Annotated in this window: 23 protein-coding genes and 2 tRNA genes; 12 read left to right on the top strand and 13 right to left on the bottom strand. The window is 44.5% G+C overall.

The window, feature by feature from the left end; genetic code table 11:
- Positions 1 to 2 precede the first annotated feature (2 nt).
- Positions 3 to 773, top strand: coding sequence for a metallophosphoesterase family protein (locus DWB79_RS05615; RefSeq protein WP_016523072.1), 771 nt, complete (start codon positions 3 to 5; stop codon positions 771 to 773).
- 51 nt (positions 774 to 824) lie between these two features.
- On the opposite strand, the gene nth is transcribed toward DWB79_RS05615, so the two are convergent.
- Positions 825 to 1,466 carry an endonuclease III gene (gene nth, locus DWB79_RS05610; protein WP_040859471.1) on the bottom strand — a complete coding sequence of 214 codons (642 nt, stop codon included), beginning with the start codon at positions 1,464 to 1,466 and terminating at the stop codon, positions 825 to 827.
- A 164-nt stretch (positions 1,467 to 1,630) separates the two neighbouring features.
- On the opposite strand from nth, the gene DWB79_RS05605 reads away from it, so the two are divergent.
- Positions 1,631 to 2,398, top strand: coding sequence for a DUF1295 domain-containing protein (locus DWB79_RS05605; protein ID WP_016523070.1), 768 nt, complete (start codon positions 1,631 to 1,633; stop codon positions 2,396 to 2,398).
- On the opposite strand, the gene DWB79_RS05600 is transcribed toward DWB79_RS05605, so the two are convergent.
- From DWB79_RS05600 to DWB79_RS05590, 3 genes are all read right to left on the bottom strand, one after another.
- Positions 2,379 to 3,962: an NAD-dependent epimerase/dehydratase family protein gene (locus tag DWB79_RS05600; protein WP_016523069.1), complete on the bottom strand. Its 1,584-nt coding sequence runs from the start codon at positions 3,960 to 3,962 to the stop codon at positions 2,379 to 2,381. The genes DWB79_RS05605 and DWB79_RS05600 overlap by 20 nt on opposite strands.
- Entirely contained in the window at positions 3,959 to 5,302 is a 1,344-nt protein-coding gene (locus DWB79_RS05595; RefSeq protein ID WP_016523068.1) for an MATE family efflux transporter, read from the bottom strand. The genes DWB79_RS05600 and DWB79_RS05595 overlap by 4 nt, the downstream gene beginning before the upstream one ends.
- A 148-nt stretch (positions 5,303 to 5,450) precedes the next feature.
- Positions 5,451 to 5,524, bottom strand: a tRNA-Arg gene (locus DWB79_RS05590).
- Positions 5,525 to 6,283: 759 nt separating this feature from the next.
- Between DWB79_RS05590 and murC the strand changes: the two genes are divergently transcribed.
- Genes murC through DWB79_RS05570 form a run of 4 tightly spaced genes read left to right on the top strand, consistent with a single transcriptional unit; the run spans position 6,284 to position 10,090 of the window.
- Positions 6,284 to 7,735 carry a UDP-N-acetylmuramate--L-alanine ligase gene (murC, locus tag DWB79_RS05585; protein ID WP_040859469.1) on the top strand — a complete coding sequence of 484 codons (1,452 nt, stop codon included), beginning with the start codon at positions 6,284 to 6,286 and terminating at the stop codon, positions 7,733 to 7,735.
- Positions 7,732 to 8,598 (top strand): YicC/YloC family endoribonuclease, encoded by an 867-nt coding sequence (locus DWB79_RS05580; RefSeq protein WP_016523066.1) that lies wholly within the window; start codon positions 7,732 to 7,734, stop codon positions 8,596 to 8,598. The genes murC and DWB79_RS05580 overlap by 4 nt, the downstream gene beginning before the upstream one ends.
- 27 nt (positions 8,599 to 8,625) lie before the next feature.
- Positions 8,626 to 9,201: a (d)CMP kinase gene (gene cmk, locus DWB79_RS05575; RefSeq protein WP_016523065.1), complete on the top strand. Its 576-nt coding sequence runs from the start codon at positions 8,626 to 8,628 to the stop codon at positions 9,199 to 9,201.
- Between the two features lie 55 nt (positions 9,202 to 9,256).
- On the top strand, positions 9,257 to 10,090 hold the full coding sequence (locus DWB79_RS05570; protein WP_016523064.1) for an HhH-GPD family protein: 834 nt from the start codon (positions 9,257 to 9,259) through the stop codon (positions 10,088 to 10,090).
- 200 nt (positions 10,091 to 10,290) lie between these two features.
- Here DWB79_RS05570 and DWB79_RS05565 read toward each other — a convergent pair whose 3' ends face one another.
- Positions 10,291 to 11,007, bottom strand: coding sequence for a putative ABC transporter permease (locus DWB79_RS05565; RefSeq protein WP_016523063.1), 717 nt, complete (start codon positions 11,005 to 11,007; stop codon positions 10,291 to 10,293).
- Positions 11,008 to 11,190: 183 nt separating this feature from the next.
- Entirely contained in the window at positions 11,191 to 13,938 is a 2,748-nt protein-coding gene (gene secA, locus DWB79_RS05560; RefSeq protein ID WP_016523062.1) for a preprotein translocase subunit SecA, read from the bottom strand.
- A 218-nt stretch (positions 13,939 to 14,156) separates the two neighbouring features.
- Between secA and DWB79_RS05555 the strand changes: the two genes are divergently transcribed.
- The 6 genes from DWB79_RS05555 (at position 14,157) to DWB79_RS05530 (ending at position 16,814) form a co-directional block, all read left to right on the top strand.
- Positions 14,157 to 14,230 (top strand) — tRNA-Arg (locus tag DWB79_RS05555).
- A 20-nt stretch (positions 14,231 to 14,250) separates the two neighbouring features.
- Entirely contained in the window at positions 14,251 to 14,499 is a 249-nt protein-coding gene (locus DWB79_RS05550; protein ID WP_016523061.1) for a hypothetical protein, read from the top strand.
- Between the two features lie 88 nt (positions 14,500 to 14,587).
- Entirely contained in the window at positions 14,588 to 15,016 is a 429-nt protein-coding gene (rplM, locus tag DWB79_RS05545; protein WP_016523060.1) for a 50S ribosomal protein L13, read from the top strand.
- 17 nt (positions 15,017 to 15,033) lie between these two features.
- Positions 15,034 to 15,423 (top strand): 30S ribosomal protein S9, encoded by a 390-nt coding sequence (rpsI, locus tag DWB79_RS05540; protein WP_016523059.1) that lies wholly within the window; start codon positions 15,034 to 15,036, stop codon positions 15,421 to 15,423.
- A complete protein-coding gene (locus DWB79_RS05535; protein ID WP_016523058.1) occupies positions 15,377 to 16,039 on the top strand; it encodes a regulatory protein RecX in 663 nt (220 codons plus the stop codon). The genes rpsI and DWB79_RS05535 overlap by 47 nt, the downstream gene beginning before the upstream one ends.
- A gap of 16 nt (positions 16,040 to 16,055) precedes the next feature.
- On the top strand, positions 16,056 to 16,814 hold the full coding sequence (locus tag DWB79_RS05530; RefSeq protein WP_016523057.1) for a TPM domain-containing protein: 759 nt from the start codon (positions 16,056 to 16,058) through the stop codon (positions 16,812 to 16,814).
- A 238-nt stretch (positions 16,815 to 17,052) separates the two neighbouring features.
- On the opposite strand, the gene DWB79_RS05525 is transcribed toward DWB79_RS05530, so the two are convergent.
- From DWB79_RS05525 to DWB79_RS05500, 7 genes are all read right to left on the bottom strand, one after another.
- Complete coding sequence (locus DWB79_RS05525; RefSeq protein WP_016523056.1) at positions 17,053 to 17,340, bottom strand: PG0541 family transporter-associated protein; 288 nt, start codon at positions 17,338 to 17,340, stop codon at positions 17,053 to 17,055.
- 158 nt (positions 17,341 to 17,498) lie between these two features.
- Entirely contained in the window at positions 17,499 to 18,845 is a 1,347-nt protein-coding gene (locus DWB79_RS12040) for an efflux RND transporter permease subunit (RefSeq protein WP_252722502.1), read from the bottom strand.
- Positions 18,769 to 20,649: an efflux RND transporter permease subunit gene (locus DWB79_RS12035; protein ID WP_016523054.1), complete on the bottom strand. Its 1,881-nt coding sequence runs from the start codon at positions 20,647 to 20,649 to the stop codon at positions 18,769 to 18,771. Before DWB79_RS12035 ends, DWB79_RS12040 begins: the two co-directional genes overlap by 77 nt.
- An 8-nt stretch (positions 20,650 to 20,657) precedes the next feature.
- The gene (locus tag DWB79_RS05515; protein ID WP_016523053.1) at positions 20,658 to 21,404 is read right to left on the bottom strand and encodes an efflux RND transporter periplasmic adaptor subunit; all 747 of its coding nucleotides are present in this window, start codon (positions 21,402 to 21,404) and stop codon (positions 20,658 to 20,660) included.
- A 15-nt stretch (positions 21,405 to 21,419) separates the two neighbouring features.
- Positions 21,420 to 21,638 (bottom strand): hypothetical protein, encoded by a 219-nt coding sequence (locus DWB79_RS05510; protein ID WP_016523052.1) that lies wholly within the window; start codon positions 21,636 to 21,638, stop codon positions 21,420 to 21,422.
- Between the two features lie 57 nt (positions 21,639 to 21,695).
- Positions 21,696 to 23,000, bottom strand: a complete 1,305-nt coding sequence (locus DWB79_RS05505; protein ID WP_016523051.1) for a TolC family protein — start codon at positions 22,998 to 23,000, stop codon at positions 21,696 to 21,698.
- A gap of 233 nt (positions 23,001 to 23,233) precedes the next feature.
- Positions 23,234 to 23,389: a hypothetical protein gene (locus DWB79_RS05500; RefSeq protein ID WP_156831506.1), complete on the bottom strand. Its 156-nt coding sequence runs from the start codon at positions 23,387 to 23,389 to the stop codon at positions 23,234 to 23,236.
- Between the last annotated feature and the right edge of the window lie 155 nt (positions 23,390 to 23,544).

Here is a 23,544-nt window from a genome sequence, read left to right as displayed (position 1 = left end):
ATATGAAAATAGTGGTAACGGCAGATATCCATGCAAACATGGAAGCACTCAACGCTGTACTGGATTCCGTCAAGGGACAGTACGACGGCTTTATCTCGCTTGGCGATATGGTCGGCTACGGTCCCGATCCCGAGGGATGCATTCAGCAAGTAAAAGGATTAAAAAAACATATCCGTCCGTGCATTCTTCTGACAGGTAATCACGAAGAAGGATTGCTTAAAAGGCTTCCGTCCGACTGGTTCAGCGAGAATGCCCGCCGTTCGCTCAAAAAGACTGCATCGCTTATCTCGTGGAAAAGCCGATTCTTTTTAGCACGATTACGTCCTCTCTATTTTTTATCCGAAAAGACACTGCTTGTGCATGGGTCGCCGTTGGAACCCGTCACCGAATATCTGCACGGCGGACAAGAAACAGCGGTATCGCTCCGGTACCTGTGTGCAGAAGGCTTTAAACTCTGCTTTTGCGGACACACGCACCAAGCTGCCGTTTTCTACATCGATCGGGGATACTACAATGCATTATACCCCGAACCGGAGCAAACGGTAACACTCGATAAAGATTGCTGTATCGTCAATCCGGGCAGCGTAGGCTTTCCGCGCGTATTAGGCGCAGCTGAGGACAGGGCGAAATCGCTTGCCGATAAAACGCATTTCCCTGCATATTTTGCGCTATGGGATACCACCGCCCGCACGGTTACCTTCAAAGCAGCGTATTACGATGTCCGCCCTACCAATGAAAAAATAAGCCAACGGCTGGGAACGGCTCTATTATAAACGAGATCGTAAAACCAATCAGCCTACCCAACTTTCCCCTTTTTTATGGTTCTAGTCCCCTACCCCGTTTTTTAAGCATATATCATTAAGATTACATCCGGCACAATCAGGATTTCGAGCTTTACAGACATATCTACCGTGCAACAAAATCCAATGATGAGCGTCCAGCAAAAATTCTTCGGGTGTTATGCGCAGTAAATCCTGCTCAACCTCAAGCGGGGTTGTCCCCTGCGACAGTCCGATACGAGGGGCAGTACGCAGAATATGTGTATCAACCGCTATTGCAGGTTCTCCGAATCCTACATTCAGCACAACATTGGCTGTTTTCCGCCCGACCCCCGGAAGGCTTTCCAATGCAGTACGGTCATGCGGCACCTCCGAATGATATTGGTCTATCAGAATCTTACTGAGCGCGATAATCCGCTTTGCCTTTGTCGGGTATAAATTGATGGAATTGATATAGCTTTTCAGTCCCTCTTCGCCGAGGTCAAGCATTTGCGCCGGTGTTTCAACCTTTTCAAAAAGAGGTGCGGTTGCCTTGTTTACCCCGACATCGGTTGCCTGCGCCGAAAGCACCACGGCAACCAGCAATGTATAGACATTTTTCCAATGCAGCTCGCTCCGCGGGTTGGGATTTTCCTGCCGCAGCCGTTCATACACCGTGTACACTGCATCGGCGGGAAGCAATCGTATCGTAGGATCCATATCATTCAGCCTTTTTTAAGTAAGCTACGAGTATTTATGCAGCCTGTCAACCCTTCCTACCGGCGCTTGATCCGTGCGGAAAGTTGCATTCCCCAACACTCCGCATCGAGGGATAGTTGATTAAAAGAAGAAAAGCGGTGATACTGTTACGCATGTTGTATTCTGTATATTGCACCGTTGAAATTGTCATGCTCGTTTTGGGATTGATATGCTTTTTTGCCTTATATTTTATCCCGGCAGGGTACGGAAAGCTAATCAATAAAAAATGGGGCTTCAGTTTTAACAATAAAGCTGCATGGATGCTGATGGAGTGTCCAACTCTTATCGTTATGATTTCTTTACTGTCCGTACTCGACTATGCACACAAACCGGTGCGGATAGTGCTTGTGTCTTTCTTCCTTGCCCACTATATTCAACGCACGCTGATTTTCCCGATGCTGCTCAAGGGAAACAGTAAAATGCCGCTCAGCATAGTATCAATGGGGATGCTCTTTAATACGATCAATGCGTTTTTAATCGGTTTATGGATTTTTTATTTTTCTCCTGCAGAAATGTATAACGTGCGCTGGTTTGCCGATCCCCGTTTTATCCTCGGCGCAATTTTATTTTGTGCCGGTATGTTTATCAATATACAATCCGATTCCTATATCCGTTCGCTGAGATCAAATGGAGACAGCAAGCACTACTATCCGTGTAAGGGAATGTACCGCTACGTTACCAGCGCAAACTACTTCGGTGAATTGGTGGAATGGCTCGGCTTCGCCGTTTTAACATGGTCATCCGCCGGTTTCCTGTTTTTATTTTGGACGGCTTGCAACTTGGTACCGCGCTCTCATGCCTTGTATAAAAAATATGCGCAAGACTTCCCCGATGAATTTGCCCGCTATAGACCGAAGCGTATCATCCCCTTTGTATATTAGAGGAACCTGCTTCGTAGGCGGATATATCGCGGGCATCCTCTGCCGAATATGATTCCGTTTCATCACTCGTATGGTCGTCGTACCATACCTGTGCATAAAACGGAATGTGTTTTGCAAGCTCTCCGAAATTCCACGACGGTACGCTACAGCATTCCGGACACCAATGCCCTGTTTTAAGCACTAAATACGGAGTCGCCGAAAAATGATGTCCGTTATGGCACTGCCATTGCAGCGGACGGTACATATCGCCACGGGTCATCGTTGTACTGTTGCACTTGCCGCCCCGGAAAGCCGCTGCCTGCTGCATATCTTCAATATCAAGTTCATCCGGCTTCTTTGTTTCATCATAGCCGTGATTTAAAAGCATATTGTTTGCCGCAAGCAATGCTTCGTCTTTTAATGCCGCGTAATCTAACTCAGCACCGGTTTCAGGGTTTTGATTTTTGCACAATAACGGAAATTTTTTCCAGCTGCGCGGGATTGCATTATATGCATCCAGCGATCCGAAAAAGGCATCAACTCTTTTTTTGAGGTTGTGCGTAACCCAAAAGACCGGAGCATTATTTGTTTTCAGTAGCGGCATAATGGAAAAACGCTGAACAAGGCGCGGGAACGGTTTTCCCAATTTAAAATACCATAATTTTTTTTCAAGCTTTGAAAAAAACGCTTCAAACCCTTCATGCTGGAAATCCAGATAGCTGTTTAATATATGAGAATCGGCAAACCACATACAATGGAAATTGCGGCTTGCATTCCATTCGGGGCGGAAAATTTCCTCGGCGCTCCGTCCCATCATTTTAAAACCGCGGTCAAGTGTTTCAAAGCCGGTAACACGGGCATCCTTGCCGTTTCCGATATTGTATACCTTTTTCCAAAAATCAGACCTGAGCGTTCCGTTTGTATCTTTTTCAACGAGATTTTTCAAAAGCAAACCGGAAGTACGCGCCGTTGCCCATTCTATCGGCGTATTCCAGCACGTATGAAACATCAACCCATCATTCATATTATTGAAAAGCACTTCGTCATATAAGATACCGCTTTGCCGAAGCGAAACCCAGCATAAAGGGGATTCAATAACCGCACGCTCAGCCTTTACTTTGCTTGCCGCATACAGATCAAACGCACTCGGCAGAAGCGGATCGCCGGCTCTTCCCCACGGGTGTTTGAATGTTCTGTTACCGTATTCCGCAACGGTGCCTATGTAAACGAATTTGGTCTTTTCGATTTGTCCGTTTTCTACCACAGCATTAAGCAGATTTTGAGTTCCCAGCCAATTTGTACGGAATGCAGCATCATGATTGTGGTCGGCTGCCGGAGGAATAATCGCTGCGCAGTGAAGCACATAGTCTGCATCTTTTACGCCGGCAAGACAGTCTTCGTAGTTTTGTATGTCACCGAACAGCACTTCAATGTTTTCGTTTTTCTGAAGCTTTTTTGCCAGCTTTATATTCGCCTTTTTAGGTCGTAATAGAACACGGCACCGGAATGCTCCCGTTTGAGCAATCTGTTTTAATGCTTCGGATCCCATCGTTCCGGACACACCGGTAATAAAAATAATTTTCATATATTTCTCCGCAATCGCAGATATGCAACAATAAATGCGACGGTAGTTAAACTCCAAGATACAGGAAACGCCCACACGATTACTTCAATCGAAGGATACAGCGGTACGACACACCATATCCACAGAATACGGAACACACATATTCCAAGCAAGGTAATAATCATCGGTTTAAATGTTTCGCCGATTCCGTACATTGCTGCAGACAAAATCTCCGAAAATACGAATACCGTATAAAAGGGAGCCATCAGATGCATTAACCGTTCAGCAATGGTAAGAATACCATAATCTTCAGCGCTGATAAAGAGCTTTCCCAATGGCACACACCATAAATACAAGATCGCACTCAATATTCCGATAATGGCAGTACTCATCAATAAACCGGTACGAACCCCCGTACTTACCCTGTCATATTTTTTCGCACCATAGTTTTGTGCAACAAACGTAGAAACAGAGATTACCATTGCTTCAAGTGAAATCCAAATCAGAAAATCCAATTTACCACATAACGCCCATGCCGCAATGTTTTCCGTACCGGTAGCATTTACCCGCGCTTGAATGATCATATTTGCAACTGGAAAAAGTATTGACTGCAACCCTATCGGAATACCCAGTTTTGTGATAGCTGCAACTACAGTACCGTATACTTTAAACTTTGAAATATACAACGGACACAAGCTACTTTTTTTTGAAAGTGTAACAAAAAGAATTGATGCACTGCATAATTGTGCAAGCACGGTTGCGAAAGCTGCCCCGCCGATCCCCCACTTGAACACACCGATAAATACAATGTCGAGTATAACATTTATTCCGCTTGAAATCACCAATGCATAAAACGGCGTTTGCGCATTTCCCATTGCCCGTAAAATTCCTGCAGCAATATTATAAAAGAGCGAGATTAACATCCCGCCGAAGTATATCCTGGCATAGATTAGTGTTGCATTAAAAATATCGGAAGGAACGCCCATCATTACCAATAATGCAGGAGCCAATAAAACACCGATAGTAGATAAAACCGTTCCGACAATAAACGTGAGTACTAATGCCGTATGCATTGTCTTTGACAGATCATTGTACTTTTTTGCTCCATAGAGCTGTGAAATTAAAATTGAAGAACCGGCTGATAGTCCGCTGAACAAATTAACGGGTAATCTTAATAGGCTAAAAATAGAATCGATTGCGGCAAGACCTTCTTTGCCGGTAAAACGCCCGACAATCACCGCATCAGCTGTCGTATATAAATGCTGAAAAAAATTCCCCACCAAAATCGGTACGGTAAATATAATCAGTGCTTTCCAGATAATTCCTTCCGTCAGATCACTATTTCTTTGTTCGACTATCATTTTATTTCCTTAAAAAAATATAATGGTCAACAGACCGGTTAAAATAGACCTAACGAGGCTGGCATGAAATACGGGAAACAACAGGGCATCTTTAAAAAACTGAGGTTTTTAGAGGTTCCTAACAAGAAGTTAAATATTATAAAAAGAATGAGACTAGGCGGATTCGAACCGCCGACCTTCAGATCCGGAATCTGACGCTCTATCCAGCTGAGCTATAGTCCCAAAGGCTGTTTTATAGTACACAAGACAGTAGTGGGTGTCAAGCCCTTGTTCCAGGGCAATCGCATTAAAAAATTTTAACGATTGTCTTCCTTCTGTGCGAAATTCCATAGGTATAAGGTGAGCGTCTACAATGATGCCTTCATCAACTGATGAACATCCCTGTCCATCAGTTGATAACGAATTTTGGCAAAGCCAAAATATCGCTTCTGCTCTAACCACCGCCGTCCGTGGCGGATGTATTAACCGTCAAGTTTTCTTTCGAAAACTTGCGTATTGATGTGTGCGCTTTTCGCGCACGAATGCAACAGTTTCCAAAATTCATATTTTGTTCAACTGTTGCATTTTAAGGAAATAAAATTTCGCACATTTTTCCAGTAGATGGGTAAATGCATCAGACGAATAGAATATAGATCGCAAAATCAGGAGGGTGGGCAAGCATTTGAACCATCTTCAACTGTTGTACATCCGTGTACAACAGTTGAAGGCGAGTTTTGTGTGTGCACAAAACATCGCTGCTGTATGGAACTACTGCCATCCTTGGCAGTTCTGGTCGAATAGTTTCAATTTTTCCGTGGGTAACACGAACATTGTACTTCCTTGTACAATGTTTATGTCAAGTTTTTCTAGCGAAAAACTTGCTTCTGATTAATATCACCGCCGTCCGTGGCGGATATGAAAAAACGGCCTGATGCGTTTACCCTGCCCTCGTTCAATTTCTTCTTGTTTAAAATGAGATTTTTCATTATTATGTGTTCACTTATGATTGTAACACGTTTACCTGAAAACCTCTCCGGTTATCATATACACATGATTGGTATAAAAGGCACCGGCATGGCGGCCTTAGCGGAACTGCTCGTTTCGCGCGGCGCAAAGCTAACCGGCAGCGATGTCAGCGATGAATTTTATACTGATGCACTGCTGCGTAAGCTGAATATACCGGTCAGCAGTCCTTTTGATCCGTCAAATATTCCCGCTTCTACCAAGCTTATCATATATTCAACGGCTTACACGCCCGATAAAAATCCGGAGCTGCATGCCGCTGTAGAACAAAATATCCCGCGCATGAGCTATCCCGAAGCGCTCGGCGCTTTTTCTCAACACAGCTATTCGGCAGGTATTGCAGGCGTACACGGCAAAACAACGACTACCGGTATCGCAGGTACTCTTTTAAAGGGTTTAAATTTAAATGCCTCCGTATTGGCGGGCAGCGCCGTGTCCAACTTCGGCGGCGGATGCACGGTTATCAACGGTTCAAAATATTTTGTCGCCGAAACCTGTGAATATAAACGTAACTTTTTATTTTTCCATCCGCAAAAAATCGTACTTACCAGTATCGAAAGCGACCATCAGGATTACTATCCACAATACGAAGACATATTGACCGCCTTTTTGCAATACATCGACCGCTTGCCCCAGTTCACCGAACTGATCTATTGCTCCGACGATGCAGGAGCGCGGGAGGCGGCAAAATTGACATTTTCTTCCCGTCCTGATCTTGTCTTAACGCCTTATGGAAAAACGGCACACGGCGATTACGGGATTAAAACCCTCGGCATCCAAAACGGACAGTCTGTTTTTTCCCTGCGCGGCTTTGACGGAGAATTCCGTATCGGTATTCCGGGAGAGCACAGCGTCCTCAATGCCGCCGCCGCTATCGCGCTTGTAATCGGACTTATCAAGCAGGAACGGAAAGAAGTTACCGCCGCCGATCTCACCACAATCAGAAACAGTCTCGCCTCGTTTAAGGGAGCAAAGCGGCGTAGTGAAATTTTGGGAGAAGTAAACGGCATTCTATTTATGGATGATTACGGGCATCATCCCACCGCAATTTATAAAACGCTCAAAGGCATACATGACTTTTATCCCAACCGGCGTATCATCGCGGACTTTATGTCGCATACCTATTCGCGTACTGCAGCGCTGCTCCCCGAATTTGCCGACGCTTTTTCCTACGCCGATACGGTTATCCTGCATAAGATTTATGCTTCCGCACGGGAAAAATACAGCGGTTCAACAAACGGCAAAACCTTGTATGAACAAATGAAGAAGCGGCACAAACGAGTTCATTATTTTGAAGAGATTATGGACGCAAAGGATTTTGTAGAGCGTGAGTTGCGCCCAAACGATTTATTCATCACCGTCGGTGCAGGCGACAATTGGAAGCTCGGCCGCGCCGTTTATAACGACTTACTCGAAAAGGCCCACGTATGAAAAGCATGACAAGCTATGCCTATCTTGACGGCATTGTGAACGGTACCGATATTTCCTGCGAATTGAAGAGCTATAACTCCCGATTTTTGGATCTCAACATCAATATTCCCTCTACGATTACTCAACTTGAGCCATTTTTACGCAAATATTTTTCCAAGCGCATCATACGAGGCAAGGTCGATTTTTATCTGCGTTTAAAGAAATTGCACAACGATCAGCCCATCCTGCCCAATATACCTCTCGCACAGTCATACTATAAATCCATCGCCGATATTGCTCATGCACTCGGAATGGAAAATCAAATCACACTCGACCTAATTTTACGGCAAGAGGGCGTATTACAAATCGATAAAAATTTTGATGAGGAACTTTGGCAAAAAGCCCTTGCTCCCCTTCTCGATGAGTTGACTGAAAAATTCAATGCCTGCAGGATTGAAGAAGGAAAGGCATTGTCCGCAGACATACGGAAAATGCTTGCCGTACTTTCCAATTCGGTTGCGGAGATTGAAAAGAATGCTGCGAGAATGGAGCAACTTTTTTCTGCAATGCTGAAAAAAAAATTTTCAGAACTGATGGAACGTGAACCGGATCCGCAGCGTGTTATGCAGGAGACTGCGGTATTGCTCGTTAAGTATACAATCAACGAAGAAATCATACGGACAAAAGCTCATATCACTGCTCTCAAAAAAGAAATCGCAGAAAACGAAGCTCCCGGCCGAAGAATTGATTTTTTATGTCAGGAAATCAATCGGGAGATTAACACCATCGGCTCCAAAAATCAGCTGACGGAAATCGGACAGGCGGTAATCTCCGCTAAGGATGCTCTGGAAAATATCCGCGAGCAGGCTCACAATATCGAATAAGAGTTATACATAAGAGAGATGCTATTGATGAAACACAAGTACGCCATTCCTGCAAAAAAAGAGCTGCGCATTGCAATCTCAGGCGCTTCCGGCTGCGGCAACACGACGGTCTCTACCTTGCTTGCCGACACATTGGGTATTCCGTGCATCAATTATACCTTTAGGAATCTTGCAAAAGAATTGGATATGCCGTTAAAGAAAGTCATCGAGCAAGCGAAGACTGATTTCAGTTTTGACCGCATTGTCGATAGCCGTCAAGTTGAGCAGGCGCTGAAATCATCGTGTGTACTGGGATCCCGCCTTGCAATTTGGATGCTGAAAGAGGCAGATTTAAAAGTGTATCTCTATGCCTCTGAAGAAGTACGCGCGGGACGTATTTTTCAACGGGAGGGGGGGAGCCTTGAGCATATCAAAGAGTTTACCGCGATGCGTGACAGCGACGATACCCGCCGGTACAAAGAACTGTATAATATCGACAATACCGATTATGCCTTTGCCGATATGCTGATCGATACGGAGCATTATACCCCTGATCTCATAGTAGAGCTTATCATAGACGAACTTTTACGGCGTTCGCTCATTGTTCCGAAAGCAGACACATAACAAAGGTTCGGAACACCAAGCCTTGAAGAACAAACAGCTTATCCATAGTAAACAAATGAGTATTCTTGAAGCACCACCTCATCTCAATTACACCGATTTTCAAAAAGCGATTTTAGATTACTATGCTGCACACGGCAGGTCTTTTCCGTGGCGCACGACGAACGATCCGTACTCCATCCTCGTGTCTGAATTTATGCTGCAGCAAACGCAGACTGAGCGGGTGGTGGAAAAATACAACCGCTGGTTGGAAGTGTTCCCCACGGTGCAAGACCTTGCGGCAGCCTCCTTCGTACAGGTGCTTGAGCAATGGGTAGGTCTTGGGTATAACCGCCGCGCGCGTTTTTTACATCAGTGCGCTCAAACCATTGTAAGCGAATACGGTGGCGTTGTTCCCGACTCTCCCGAAACGCTTAAAACGCTTTCGGGTATTGGCCCCTACACGGCTGCTGCGATTTCGACATTCGCCTACAATAAACCCAACGCATTTATCGAAACAAATATCCGCGCGGTGTTTATCTTTTTCTTTTTTAAAGACAGAACCGATATCAGCGATAAAGAATTATTCCCTCATATCGAAGCCTCGCTGTATAAAGAAAATCCGCGGCTTTGGTATTACGCGCTGATGGATTACGGCGCAGAATTAAAAAAGAAGACCGTCAATCCGAACAGAAAAAGCAGGCATTATACCAAACAGTCCAAGTTTGAAGGGTCGGTACGGCAAGCGCGCGGCGCAGTAATCAGAACACTGACGGCACACAATAACCAAGGATATGCAGAGCTGTACGGCAATACTCAAACGGAAAAGCTCCTCTTCGATAAAGCGCTTGAAGGTCTCATCCGCGAAGGTTTTGTTGCAGAAGAAGGCGGCTGTTATTGCATTAAGCAGTAAGGGAATTGGGAATCGTTAAAAACTAATTTGTAATTCGCGAAAACAGATACGATAATCGTTTTCTTATGTTCTTCACGTTCTCTTCAGGAATGTGCAAAAATTGCTTAAAATTCGTTGTAGTACCTTTATTTATGACGTTAAATGATGTCACTGAAAACTTGATATTATTTCTCCATTTCAAACAATCTAATAACATCATATTATTTTACTCTTTTTGAATCACGCATTGCCTTTATTATTCTTTCGGCAATCTTATTATGTGATTCACTCATCTTAAAAGAAGCAATTCGGCTTAATGTTTTACCGTATAATTTACTTCGTCTTTCAAAAATCTTATCAACTGTTAGAGTCATTTTATCTTGGAACATGCTTTCCATCTCGTCAATATTGCTTTGGAAATTCGTTAGGCGAGAAACAGTAAGTGTAAAATCCGAAGAATGCACCGCTACCAAAACAACCGAAAGAGTAATGATGATAGTATCAGGTATTATAACAAAAATTCGTTCATAAAGAGGAATCAAATATTTCATAATGATAATTGCCCCTATACCAAATCCGATAGAAGTAATTACACTCGTCCTGCCATTTAGATTTAGTGGTAAATTACTATAATCCCACCATCTTGCATGAAACTTTTTTTCAAGTATATATGATGTTGGGTACTCTAATATCATACTAACGAAAAACCCAATAATAAGTATCATCCACCATGAAAGTTGATGAACTATTCCAAGCGAAATAAGATCATAAAATACTAATCCTATGGTTACTCCAAAACCATATATGGGGCATAAGGGGCCGTACAAAAAGCCTCGATTTTGCCATTTCCTTTCTTTCGCTGTGCAATATATACTTTCCCATATCCAGCCTAAACCACTAAAAACAAAATATGCTATTAAATATCTATTTAATTCCATTAATCTCCTTCCCAAACCTAAAGTAATTTATAAATAGATAATTTAATATTAACGGCGGGTATTAACCCCTTCGCACGAATTAAGCTCGACTACAATCGGTAGCAAAACTTCCTAGCCCGCCTTTAACCGGAACACCCAAAAGAGTGTTCCAGTCATATCATATAGGTTCGGTGTTATGCCGTTTTACCTGCCACAGCAGTGCTTGTATTTTTTACCGGAGCCGCAGGGGCAGGGATCGTTTCTGCCGACTTTAGGCGCGGTACGTACTACTTGGACGTTTTCCGGTTTGCTGCTTGACCCCATCGGGGAGCTGCTCTGATGGAAAGAAGCCATGGAGCTGTGGTGCGCGGAGCCTTGCGGAATACGGTGCCCCTGAGTGCGCGAAGCGGGTTCTTCGGTGCTAATCCGTACCAATACCAGTAAGGAGGCAATGGAGAAGCGAATTTCGTCGAGCATCGCGTAGAAGATGTCGAAACCTTCAAGCTTGTATTCCGTAAGCGGGTTTTTTTGACCGTAAGAACGAAGATAAACAGCTTCGCGTAAGGCTTCCAGATTTTCCAAGTGATCGAGCCATTTACGGTCTATCGCCTGTAAATACTGATAACGAATGAACATATTGAGGTTTTCGTTACCGGCAAGCGCGATTTTTTCTTCGATATTTGCTTTGAGCGCGGCGTAGATTTTCTGTTGCAGTGCGGCGGTATCACCAGCTTGAGCCAGCTTCGTATCCTCATCACTAAAGATGTAGCCGAATTTTGCCTTGAGATTTGCTTGCAGTTCCTTGAGTTCTTCCGGTTTTTCCTTGCGGGAACCGTGCTTGAACTGCTCGAATGCATCATCGAGGTACTCTTCTATCGTGGTATAAATGCGCTCAACGAGGTGCTCATCCTGCAAAATCTTATCGCGCTGTTCATAGATAAAGCCGCGCTGTTCGTTCAGCACGTCGTCGTATTCAAGGAGGTGCTTACGGATATCGAAGTTGCGCTCTTCAACCTTGGTTTGCGCCTTTTCGATACTCTTGTTGAGCCATGGGTGTTCAATCGGCTCGCCGGGTTCCATACCGACCTTTGCCATCACCCGCTTGAGGTTTTCACCGCCAAACAGACGCATCAGGTCGTCATCGAGGGAAAGGAAGAATTTTGAACGCCCCGGATCGCCCTGCCGTCCGGAACGGCCACGCAGCTGATTGTCAATACGGCGGCTTTCGTGCCGTTCGGTACCGATAACATACAACCCGCCGAGCGATTTAACTTCCTTGTAGTCTTCCTGCCACTTCTTGTATTCTTCGTCGTATATTTTTTGATACACTTCCGGCTCGGCTTCGGTTCCTGCCCGTCTGCGTGCCCTAAATTCGGGACTGCCGCCGAGCTTGATGTCGGTACCGCGTCCCGCCATGTTTGTTGCAATCGTAACCGAGCCTTTTGCGCCCGCTTCCGCGATGATGAGCGCTTCCCGTGCGTGGTTCTTGGCGTTCAATACCTCGTGCCGGACACCTTTTCGGGTAAGCAGCGCCGAAAGCTTTTCGGACTTTTCGATCGACACCGTACCGACCAGTACCGGCTGTCCGCGTTTATGCGCTTCGGCAATCTCGTTACAGAGCGCTTCCCATTTTTCCGCTTCGTTCAGGTAGACAACATCGTGTTCGTCCTTGCGGATAACCGGCAGGTTGGTTGGGATAACCACAACATCGAGCGAATAAATCTTGTTGAATTCAACCGCTTCGGTGTCCGCCGTACCGGTCATACCGGACAGCTTGTCGTACATACGGAAGAAGTTCTGAAAAGTGATAGTCGCCATCGTGCGGTTGCGTTGAGCAATACGGATATGCTCTTTCGCTTCGATAGCCTGATGCAAGCCGTCCGAATAGCGGCGTCCTTCAAGAATACGCCCGGTGAACTCATCGACAATCTGCACCTGTCCTTCTTTTACAACATAATCAACATCGATGTGATAGAGGATGTGGGCGCGTACTGCCTGCGTAAAGTAGTGGATATATTCAAAGTTTTCTTCTTCAAAGAGGCTGCCGTTAATCAGTCCTTGTTTTTGCAGGATATCCTGAATGTGCAACATACCGGAGTCGGTAAAGGACACACGGCGGCTCTTTTCGTCGAGCGTGTAGTCGCCGATAATCTCTTCCCCTTCCAGCTCGTTGGGATATTCACCGGTTTCGGGATTTTTCTTGACCTCTTCAAGCTGATCGACGAACTTATCGACATCAAAATACCGCTTGGTGTCATCCTCGGCGGAACCGGAGATAATGAGCGGGGTACGCGCCTCGTCGATGAGGATGGAGTCTATTTCGTCCACGACCGCGAAGGAAAAGCCGCGCTGCACTTTTTCTTCTATTGTAAGCTGCATATTATCGCGCAGATAGTCAAAGCCGAATTCGTTGTTGGTACCGTAAGTGATATCCGCATTGTAGGCAGCTTTCCGCGCGGCGTTGTCCATGTTGGAAAGGATTGCGCCGACACTGACTCCGAGGTATGCGTAGACGGGACGCATCCAATCGGCGTCGCGTTCTGCAAGGTAGTCGTTGACGGTTACAATGTGTACACCCTTCCCGGAAAGGCTGTTGAGGTATGAAGCGGCGATACTCATCAAGGTTTTACCTTCACCGGTCTTCATTTCGACGATGCGTCCCGAATGGAGAACCAGCGAACCTAAAAGCTGCACGTCGTACATACGCTCGTGCAAAATACGCCGCGCCGCCTCCCGTGCAAGCGCAAAAGCTTCGGGGATAAAGGCATCGAGGGATTCGCCTTTTGCAAACCGCTCCTTAAACTCAGCGGTCTTTTGCTTAAAATCTTCGGGAGCAAGCGCAAGCGCCCATGCTTCTTTTTCATTTATTTGATGAAGAACGGGAAGGAGTGCTTTAATATCCCGTTCATGTTGTGAACCGAAAACGGCTTTAATTATTTTATCTGCAATCATTGTATCAATGTACTGCGATTTAGCTGAAATGTCAATTTTCGGAGAAAAGACCGATAAAGTATCTCTAAAAAATCGCTTAGATTTTGAGAGGTTCCTGATGCTTAAAAAAAGGAACAATGCGAGGGCTTGTAAAAGGCCGTTTTTTTTTTTATACTCACTAAGATATAGGCTGTTTAAGAAGCATGGTCAATATGCCGATATAGGCAGCATAATCTTTTGATCCGTTAGCTCAGGTGGATAGAGCGGTTGCCTCCTAAGCAACAGGTCGCACGTTCGAATCGTGTACGGGTCATTCTTTAATAGGAGGTTGGTATGATTGCGCTTATTATTGGGGCAGCAATGATTCTCTTTACGGTTTTTGCAGCGCTTCCGCCGGAGACTGCCGGTTTTGGACTTGGCTGGGGAAAAGATATTCTACTCTTTTTGCGCGGCGGCTTACCGATTTTTACAGCCTTTGTCGGATTAATTGCTGTGTTCATTGGTATTGCGGACATTAAAGACAAGCAGGATGCGAGAAAAGAAGAAGCAGCGATGAAAGCAGGAGAAAATAAAAACGAATAAAGTTCTGTGGGTTGACTGTATAGCTTCTTTTTTGCTATAGTATTCTACCCACATTATCTGCAATAAAAATATATAAGGTACACAAAAGATGAAGACAATTTTTTATAAAGAGCGCGAAATACCGCGGAGCTGGTATGTTATCGACGCTGCAGGGAAGCCGCTCGGACGTGTTGCAGCAAAAGTTGCTGCAATGGCGCGAGGAAAGCACAAAGCTTTCTACGCACCTCATCAGGAATCGGGTGATTATATTATCGTTATCAATGCCGATAAGGTTGCCGTTACAGGGAATAAAGACAAGGATAAGATGTATTACCATCATACAGGTTTCCCCGGAGGGCTTAAATCTGTCAATTTTAACACCCTTATCGGGAAAAAGCCGACCGAACCGCTGTATATCGCGGTAAAAGGTATGCTGCCCAAGGGTCCGCTCGGGCGTAAACTGCTTAAAAATGTAAAAATTTATGCAGGTAGCGAACATCCGCATGCAGCACAAAATCCTGTTGCGGTAGCGTTATAATTTTAGGAGAAATGGTTGTGAAAAATATCGGAATAGGAACAGGACGAAGAAAAACCTCGGTAGCACGAGTTTATATCCGCGAAGGAAAAGGTTCGGTAACCATCAATAATAAGAATATGGATGACTACTTTGCGACTCCCGAGCAAGTTCAAATGGCAAAACGGCCTTTGTTCGTTACCGGCAGCGATACCCGCTATGATATCATCATTACCGTATATGGCGGCGGTTTAAATGGACAAGCGGGCGCTTGTTCGCACGGTATTGCCCGTGCGCTTGCACAGGTAGACGCCTCTAACCACAGCTCACTTAAAGCGAATGGCTTATTAACTCGTGATTCCAGAATGGTTGAACGCAAAAAGTATGGCCAACGCGGTGCTCGCCGACGCTTCCAGTTCAGTAAGCGTTAATCCTACCCTTATTGCGGCGGAGTATACATCCTCGGATACCATCAAACTGGTACTCTCCGAGGATATTTCTATCGTAAGCCGGTTTTGTTACTTTGATGAACCGCTTGCGATAGATGCCCTTCCGATTCTCCTTACAGAATCTCAAACAGAACATCTCTATCAGGCTGGTCGGCGTTTCTTAGCCGAAAAACAAGCTGCCGCTTATCTTAACCGTGCCGAACATTCTTCTTATCAGCTGACAATCAAATTGCAAAAAAAAGGCTATATAAAAAATGAATATCAGCCTGCGTTGGATTATTTACGCACCGAAGGTACGCTTGACGATTCCCGCTTTGCCGGTGCATATTTACATACGAGGAGCCTTTCAAAAAAAGAGGGATATGCGCGCCTTTTTTCGGAATTGCGTAAACGCGGAATCGCTGCGGACACGGCAAAACAAGCGCTAAACGATTTTTTTTCGGAGATTGACGAAGCAGAAGTATGCGAAGGAGCAGCACGCAGCCTTATCCGTAAAGGCTATACCGACCAAAAACTCTATAGCGCACTTCAACGGAAAGGTTTCCCATTCTCTATGATCAAACGGTGTATTGCATGCCTTTCCTCCGCCGCATCATAAAACTAAAGGGGAGACTATGAAATTTTCAAAATATCCTTTCCGGTTTATCATTATTGCCTGCCTTTGTATGCAAAGCGCCTTTCTGTTTGCGCTTAACGTTCCGCCGCTAAACGGTCCGGTCAATGATTACGCACATATATTCACAGCAAGCGAAACACAGGAATTAAATGCATATTTATATAGTATCGACCGTCAAAGCGATTTACAGATAGCGGTATTGACCATTCCTTCGTTGGAAGGCGAAAGTCTTGAAGATTATTCCATCCGCGTTGCGGAAAAATGGCAGATTGGGCAAAAAGGCAAAGACACCGGTGTTATCTTAGTAATTGCTGCCCAAGATCGAAAGCTGCGTATCGAAGTGGGATACGGCCTCGAAGATCGCATCACCGATGCACAAAGCAGCAGGATTATCCGTTCGGTCATTGCCCCGCTGTTTAAACAACAGGAATACGGAAAAGGCGTCCTTTTAGGGGTAAAAAATATTGCAGGACTTGCACTTCAAGACGAAAGCCTCATCAGCGAGGCTGCAAAAGAAGCCGACCGGCAGGATGACGATTCTATTCCGTTGCCGCTCATCATTTTTCTGATTATTATCTTTCTGTTCGGTTCCCGTTTTATGCCCGGCGGTTTATTCTGGCCGTTGCTATTCCTTTCGTCAGGACGGAGAGGCGGTTATTCAGGACGCGGCGGAGGGTTCGGCAGTGGGGGCTTTGGCGGCGGTTTTAGCGGAGGCGGTGGACGCTTTGGCGGCGGCGGTTCTTCCGGCTCGTGGTAACATTTCCGTTATCGCACGTTATCACAGCGGGGGATTAAGTCAACCCCGCGGATAAAATAGGGTACCTGTTAACTATCTAACTATCGTGAAAGGATTTTAGCAGGTACCCGAATCAACAACCCCGACGCAAGCGTCGGGGTTGTTGTTCTCATAAGGTGGTTGCAGTCGGCTTTAATACCCTTTGTTACGACGCAAGCGTCGGGGTATTAAACCCTCCGCACGAATAACAGGAAGCTCTTTACGCATCCTTATCATGCAGTACAAACAGTTTTATTCCCTCCGTTGGAAATTTTAACTTTATATACCGGACAATTTGCGCAACTTTTTGTTCGACGGCATCATCTGCGTAGGCAATTAACACAAAGTTAGTCTCCGGCCACGTACTGTCGCCAAGTTTATACGAATCTCTCCCCCTCCCGTAAGCCAACGGAATAGACGTATAGAGAAAATCCGGCAAACAGGCTTCAAGGTTTGCAATGAGTTCCGGATAAACGGACTGGTTTGCTATTATCTCAATTCTAATCATTGTTGGTTTCTCCCATAAAAAGTCAAGAAGAAAGTATCAACTTTCGATTGACTTTTTACGCGCGTTCGCAACGAAGTGAGAACGTGCATAAGATATACAAGTTTGCGCTTGAGCAAACTTGAGTAAATACAAGCCGTGCTATTTGTACGGCTTGTATTTTACACTTCTCCCTGTGTTTCTGTTGCAAGATATTCAGCCCTAATTGCAGCAAGATCGGGCGGAAGGGGCATCGTCGCTTTTGCATTTGTCTTTCCGTTAAATAAAGAGTAAATCACCGGAATAATAAACAGGGTAACTAAGGTACTGGAAAACAAGCCGCCGATTATACACAAGCCGATCGGTTGCGTCACGCTCGCGCTGTCTCCGCCGAAGAAAGCCATCGGGATCATTCCCAAAATAGTGGTGAGTGTCGTCATCAAAACAGGACGCAACCGGCTCGCTCCCGCTTCCTCACATGCTTGCAGCACAGGACGGCCTCGCCGTACTAAGAGGTTTGTCTGGTCTACCAAGATGATACCGTTATTGACGACAATTCCCAGCAGCATAACCACTCCGATTAACGACACCATACTGAACGCCTGTCCCGTTATCAGATGAATAAGGACAACACCGACAACGAGGAAGGGCATCGTAAAGAGGTTGATAAAGGGATTTTTAAAATCTTCATACGTCCCTGCCATAACACCGAATACGAGGATAATCGCCAAGATAATAATAGAAAGAAACACATTCGAGGTATTTCTGGTATTTTTCCATGAACCTTCATAGGTCAGGGTTATAGTATCCGGAACAACCAGATTATCGCTTATCAGCTGCTTTATTTGCTCTTCTACTTCCCTCGCACTGCTGCTTGAATCTTTGAGCCCCGCAGTCAGGTGAATAATGCGGGATTGATTTTCGCGATTGATGGAAACCGGTCCCGTACCGCGGATAATTTCTGCAAAGTTTGCTACGGAATAAAGGCCGGATCGCCCTGCAACATAAATCTTTTCCAAATCCGGAATTTCATCTCTATCCTCTTTCATAAGCAACACAACGACATCGTAACTATCGCCGTTTTTATGATAGGTGGTAGCTGTCATCCCGTTGATGCAATAGTTAATTTCATTTGCAATCGACATGATAGAAATTCCAAAACTATATGCCCGTTCTCGGTCAACCTTAATTTCTACTTGGGGTAATCCATCTTGCATATCAATCTGAGGCTCGGTAACTGAAGGAAGCTGCTCTTTTATCAGCGTTTGAATTTTCTTTGCGAGGGCAACACTTGCATCCAAATCATTTGAACGGAAAACAATATTAACATCGTTTCCGCTCATTTGCTGCATCATCCCTTCATTAAAGGTAAGCGTTGCCGCAGGATAAGAATCAAAATATGCTCTGAGTTTCTCTTTTACCGTTTGGGCATTATCAATCTGTTTGGAAACATCAGGTAAGTAGACGGTTAAAGACCCTCGACATTGCACCCCCGCCGCCGGAGCCGATACTGACAACGATATTATCATAGCCTTTAATTTCATCCTGCGCAAACTGATAGAAGTCATCGAGGATTGCCTGTGTCTCTTCAAGTTTTGTGCCTAAGGGTAAGGTAACATTTAAGGAAACCGAAGAATCGTTAAAATTGGACATAAAACTTATATTCAGCCTGCCGATAAGTACAAGCGATGCTGCAAAAATCCCGAAGGCAATGACAACCGTTGCAAAACGGCGGTGCAAAACAAAGTGTAAACCTTTCTGATACAGAGCTGTAAGCCGATCCAACGCCTTTTCAATACTCTTATCACATTTTGCAAGAAATTTATTTTTGATAGGATGCTCTTTTCTATTGCTGACCGGTAAAAACTTTCCTGCTAAGACCGGTACTAAAAACACGGCAACAAAAAGCGAGGACAAGATTGCAATTAAAATAACGGACATCAAGCTGCTGAACATTTGTCCAAGCATTTCAAGCTTATTTTTAAAGACAAAGAAAGGTATAAATACGCAGATAGTCGTAAGGTTGCCGGCAGCTACGGAAGCCATTACTTCTTGAGTGCCGATAACAGCGGCGGTCAAAGCCTGCGTTCCTCTATTCCGATAGACATAAATATTTTCCAATACGACAACGGAAGCGTCTACAACCATACCGAGTCCTAAAATTAAACCGGTCATGGTAATCATATTCATGGTTATCCCGGCAAACGACATAGCCGTAAGCGTGATTAAAATACAGAACGGGATGGAAATAGCCATAATAAAGGTACTTCGTCCGCTGCGCAGGAAAAGGAACAGAACTACAACCGAAAGAATAAAACCTTGCACAATCGATTTAATAAGCTCGGTCAAGGTATCACTGACTGACGTAGAATCATCACTGATAATTTCTATTTTTATATCGGCAGGCAGTGTTTTTTCAATTTCCTTTATTTTTTCTTTTACCGCTTTTGCAACATTAACCGTGTTTGAACCGCTTTGCTTTTGAACGGAAACATAGACACCGGGTTTTCCGTTTATGTAAATTTTACTTGTTGCGTCGGAGTAGCCCATAAAGGCAGTCCCGATATCTTCAAGCTTTACATCATACCCGTTATATGTTCCGACAACACTATGGTTAATGTCATCAATGGACTCAAATTCGCCGGTTGTTCTAACCGTATATTTTTTTGTTCCTTCACTGACGCTGCCGCCGCCTACTTCGATATTTTGAGAAGAAAGACCTCTGGCAATAGAAGACAAAGTCAGACCGTACGCTTCCAGCCGATTTTGATCAAGCTCAATTCTTACGATGGCACTGCGTCCGCCGCGGACTGAGGCTTGCGCAACACCGTCCGCTTGCTCTAATAAACTGGAAATCTGTTCATCGGCTATTTTCTTTAGCGACTCTTCCGAACGGTTACCATTGACAGCAAGCGAGATAATAGGCATGGAAGACGTATCAAATTGAAAAATAGAAGGGGTACTTGCGTTAGTCGGCAATGCCTGCTTTACCTTATCGATCTTATCTCGTAACTCATTTACCGCAACATCCATATCCGTACCGTAGTTAAATTGAAGCGAGATTGAAGACATTCCTTCCGATGAAGTCGAGGTCATCTTCTTGAGATTCGTTACACTGATAAGACTTCCCTCCAGCACTTGTGTAACCGACTTTTCAACCGTTTCAGGGCCGGCATTGGGATACGAGGTACTGACCATGGCTACCGGCATATCCATATCCGGCATCAAAGCGATAGTTATATTCCCCAGCGTAAACGCTGATACAATCGCAATCAATACGAAAGTACAAAGCATTAATACCGGATGTTCGAGTATTTTCTTCGATATGCTCATACGTACTCCTATAAAGCGCTTGCCGTATTTGCGGCTGCTTCCCTTATCTGCGCTCCTTCGCTTAAGTTTTGGGTTCCGTCTACAACTATTTTATCCCCTTCTGAAAGTCCGTTCACAATTTCCACAATACCGTCTACATTCACACCGATCTCTACAGTGCGTACCGTTACCGTTGAATCTGATTGAACTACATACACAAAATTTTTATCGTCCAGAGTTTGAATTGCATCGATAGGAAGGCAGAGCGCATCTTTATGCAGTACGGTTAAAAGCTTAATTTTTGCATACATTCCGGCGTTTATCTTAGGGTCGATGGTATCGAATGCCAGATATATTTCTTTGGTTCGTGAAACCTCATCTACAATTGGAGATACCCGGATAACATGAGCATCGAAAATCTGATTTTTATAGGCAACAAGAGAGACTTGAGCTTTCAGATCTTGTTTTAGTACCGAAACATCCCGCTCCGGCACCTTTGCTTTAATCTGGAGTTCACGGATATTTCCAATCTGAGCTACAGCGGTATTTGTGTTGACAGAGGTTCCTACCGTTAACGGCAGCGCCGTAATGGTACCTGAAATCGGTGCATAGACAGGGCTTATTTCATAATACATTCCGGGAGTTGAAGGATCGATTTCGGCAAGTTTATCTCCCCGTTTTACTATTGAGCCGAGTGTTACATACACCCGAGTGATTTTTCCTCCAATTTCGGGATAAACGGAAATGGTACTGTTAGCTTGGACATTTCCGTTCATGGTTAAATATTCCTGTCACTCTGTTTTTTCTAACACTTGTGTTGTTACAGAATAAACAGTTGCAGCAGTATTTGCAGACGCTCCGTCTTCGGGCATTCCACCTTTGCTGTCCGGCATACTGCCGTTACCGCCCTGCATACCGCCTTTATTTTTGGGTAATACCGCAATAATCGCAATCACCGCAATGACACCGGCTACTAATAAAATGCGCCGCATAATTTTTTTTGATTTCATATTGTTCTCCATCATTTCTCACTAAGTTAAGAAAGTTCTTTAGAGAGCTTCTCAAGGTTATTTGCCGATAAGACTTTTCAGCGTTAGTCTGCTGTTTATTAAAGTCAGTTGTTGATTTTTATACTGGAGCTTGGCATTGCTATAAGCATTATGAATAGATTGCAAGCTATTCAAATCTTTTGTCCCGTTCTTATAAGCAACTTCTGCCATTTCGTAAGTTTTCCTTGCCAAATCAATATTTAAACGGCAGTTTTCCAACCCCTCTTTTGCAATCTCGATTTCATTCAGTATTTCGATAATATTCGTTTTTATCTGCTGTCTTTTTTTATCGAGCTGCACTTCGAGCGTTTTGATTGAATCATCCATATCTGCAATATTATCCCTCACGGCAGAACCCGGAATATAATTATCTAATGCGAACGAGAGACCTGCAGAAACAGACCAACTGTCCCTTTTGGTTCCTATTTTATTAGGCAAATTATAGGAATACGAATAGGGGCTGATATTGGCGCTGAGCATTATATTGGGAAGATATGCCGATAGTGCAAGTTGAGAACGAGATATCTTATTTTTATTCAAGGTATTCTTTATAGTACGGATAGCGGGACTATTTTCTATCAGTTCATCCGAGTTTTCTTGCGAAAGTTCAAAATCATTCGCATTTACATAATCATCAAAACTTCCCTCAAAAGAAACGCGCTGACCCGGCTCCACATTGATACCGATCTCATTTAAGAATTTAAACGTTGCAGTAAAGTATGCCTTTTCGGTATTCCGTAAATTGATTTTTGCCGATTCATAGTTTACTTGACTGGTCAGTAAATCAAGCTCTGTAACAAGGCCTTGGCTCTTCTTAATCTTCGTTTGATTATATTGTGCTTCGTTAGCGTTTACCGATGACCTACTGATGTCTACCTGTCCTTGCATATATAAAAGCGAATAAAAGCTCTTACGGATTTCCGTTTCAATTTCGCGGACGGTATCTTCATAATCTTTTTGTCCGCTTTCGTATGCTGCTTTTAAAGCGGCAATCTTTTTACCAACGCCGAGACTGATATTCAAATTTGCATTGATTCCGGTAGAAAACGTAAGCGCATTGGTTGCCGTAGAGGTCAAGCCACCATTTGCCCCGCCGCTTATGTTTGCCGAAAGAGACGGCAAAAAATTATTCCACGCATGTGCATACTTTCTTTTAGCTTGCTCAAGCTGTATTTCACTTTGCCTAACCGAAAGATGTGTTTGTAACGCTGACTGTACGGCAGTTTCCACATCAATAGTTTTATCAGGAATTTGTGTTTCTTCTCCAAAACTATTGAGCGCAAATAGGATCGACAGCACAATGATGATGAGTTTCTGCTCCATATTTCCCGCCAATATGGGACAAGACAGGCGTTTACGGACTTATAAGTCATAAGCCGATTACATAATAATAGTAAAACATTTCATATAAATACAAGTTACCGAAGGAATGAATCAGCGTAACATCGCTACTGCGGAGAATCACGGACATCCCTGCCCGTTCTGAACATACAAGGCGCTAAATAAACAACACCCGCAGGCACGGTAGCAAATGTACATCCCTGTACATTTGCTACCTACGTGTTTGCAGCGCAAACACGCTGCTGATTAGCACCACGGACATCCCTGTCCGTTCTGATACGTTGAGGATCTTCAGAAGCGGCATGGACGCCATTGTTCGGGAATGTACATCCTTGTACATTCCCGAACAGCGAGTTTGCTTTCGCAAACATCGCTTTTGCTTAGAACCACTGACATCCTGTCAGAAAAGCGGTGTTTCGCGGTGACGCGAAACTCGTAGCCAAAACTATACATGGATGTATAGTTTTGACGGCAGATGCCCTGCCCTTAACCAGCGCTTTGACAAATAGCCTGTTGAACAGTGTAC

This window comes from Treponema medium (genome assembly GCF_017161265.1).
Lineage (GTDB): Bacteria > Spirochaetota > Spirochaetia > Treponematales > Treponemataceae > Treponema > Treponema medium.
Note: the sequence above shows the minus strand (reverse complement) of the source record. Positions and strands in the feature narration are given on the sequence as shown.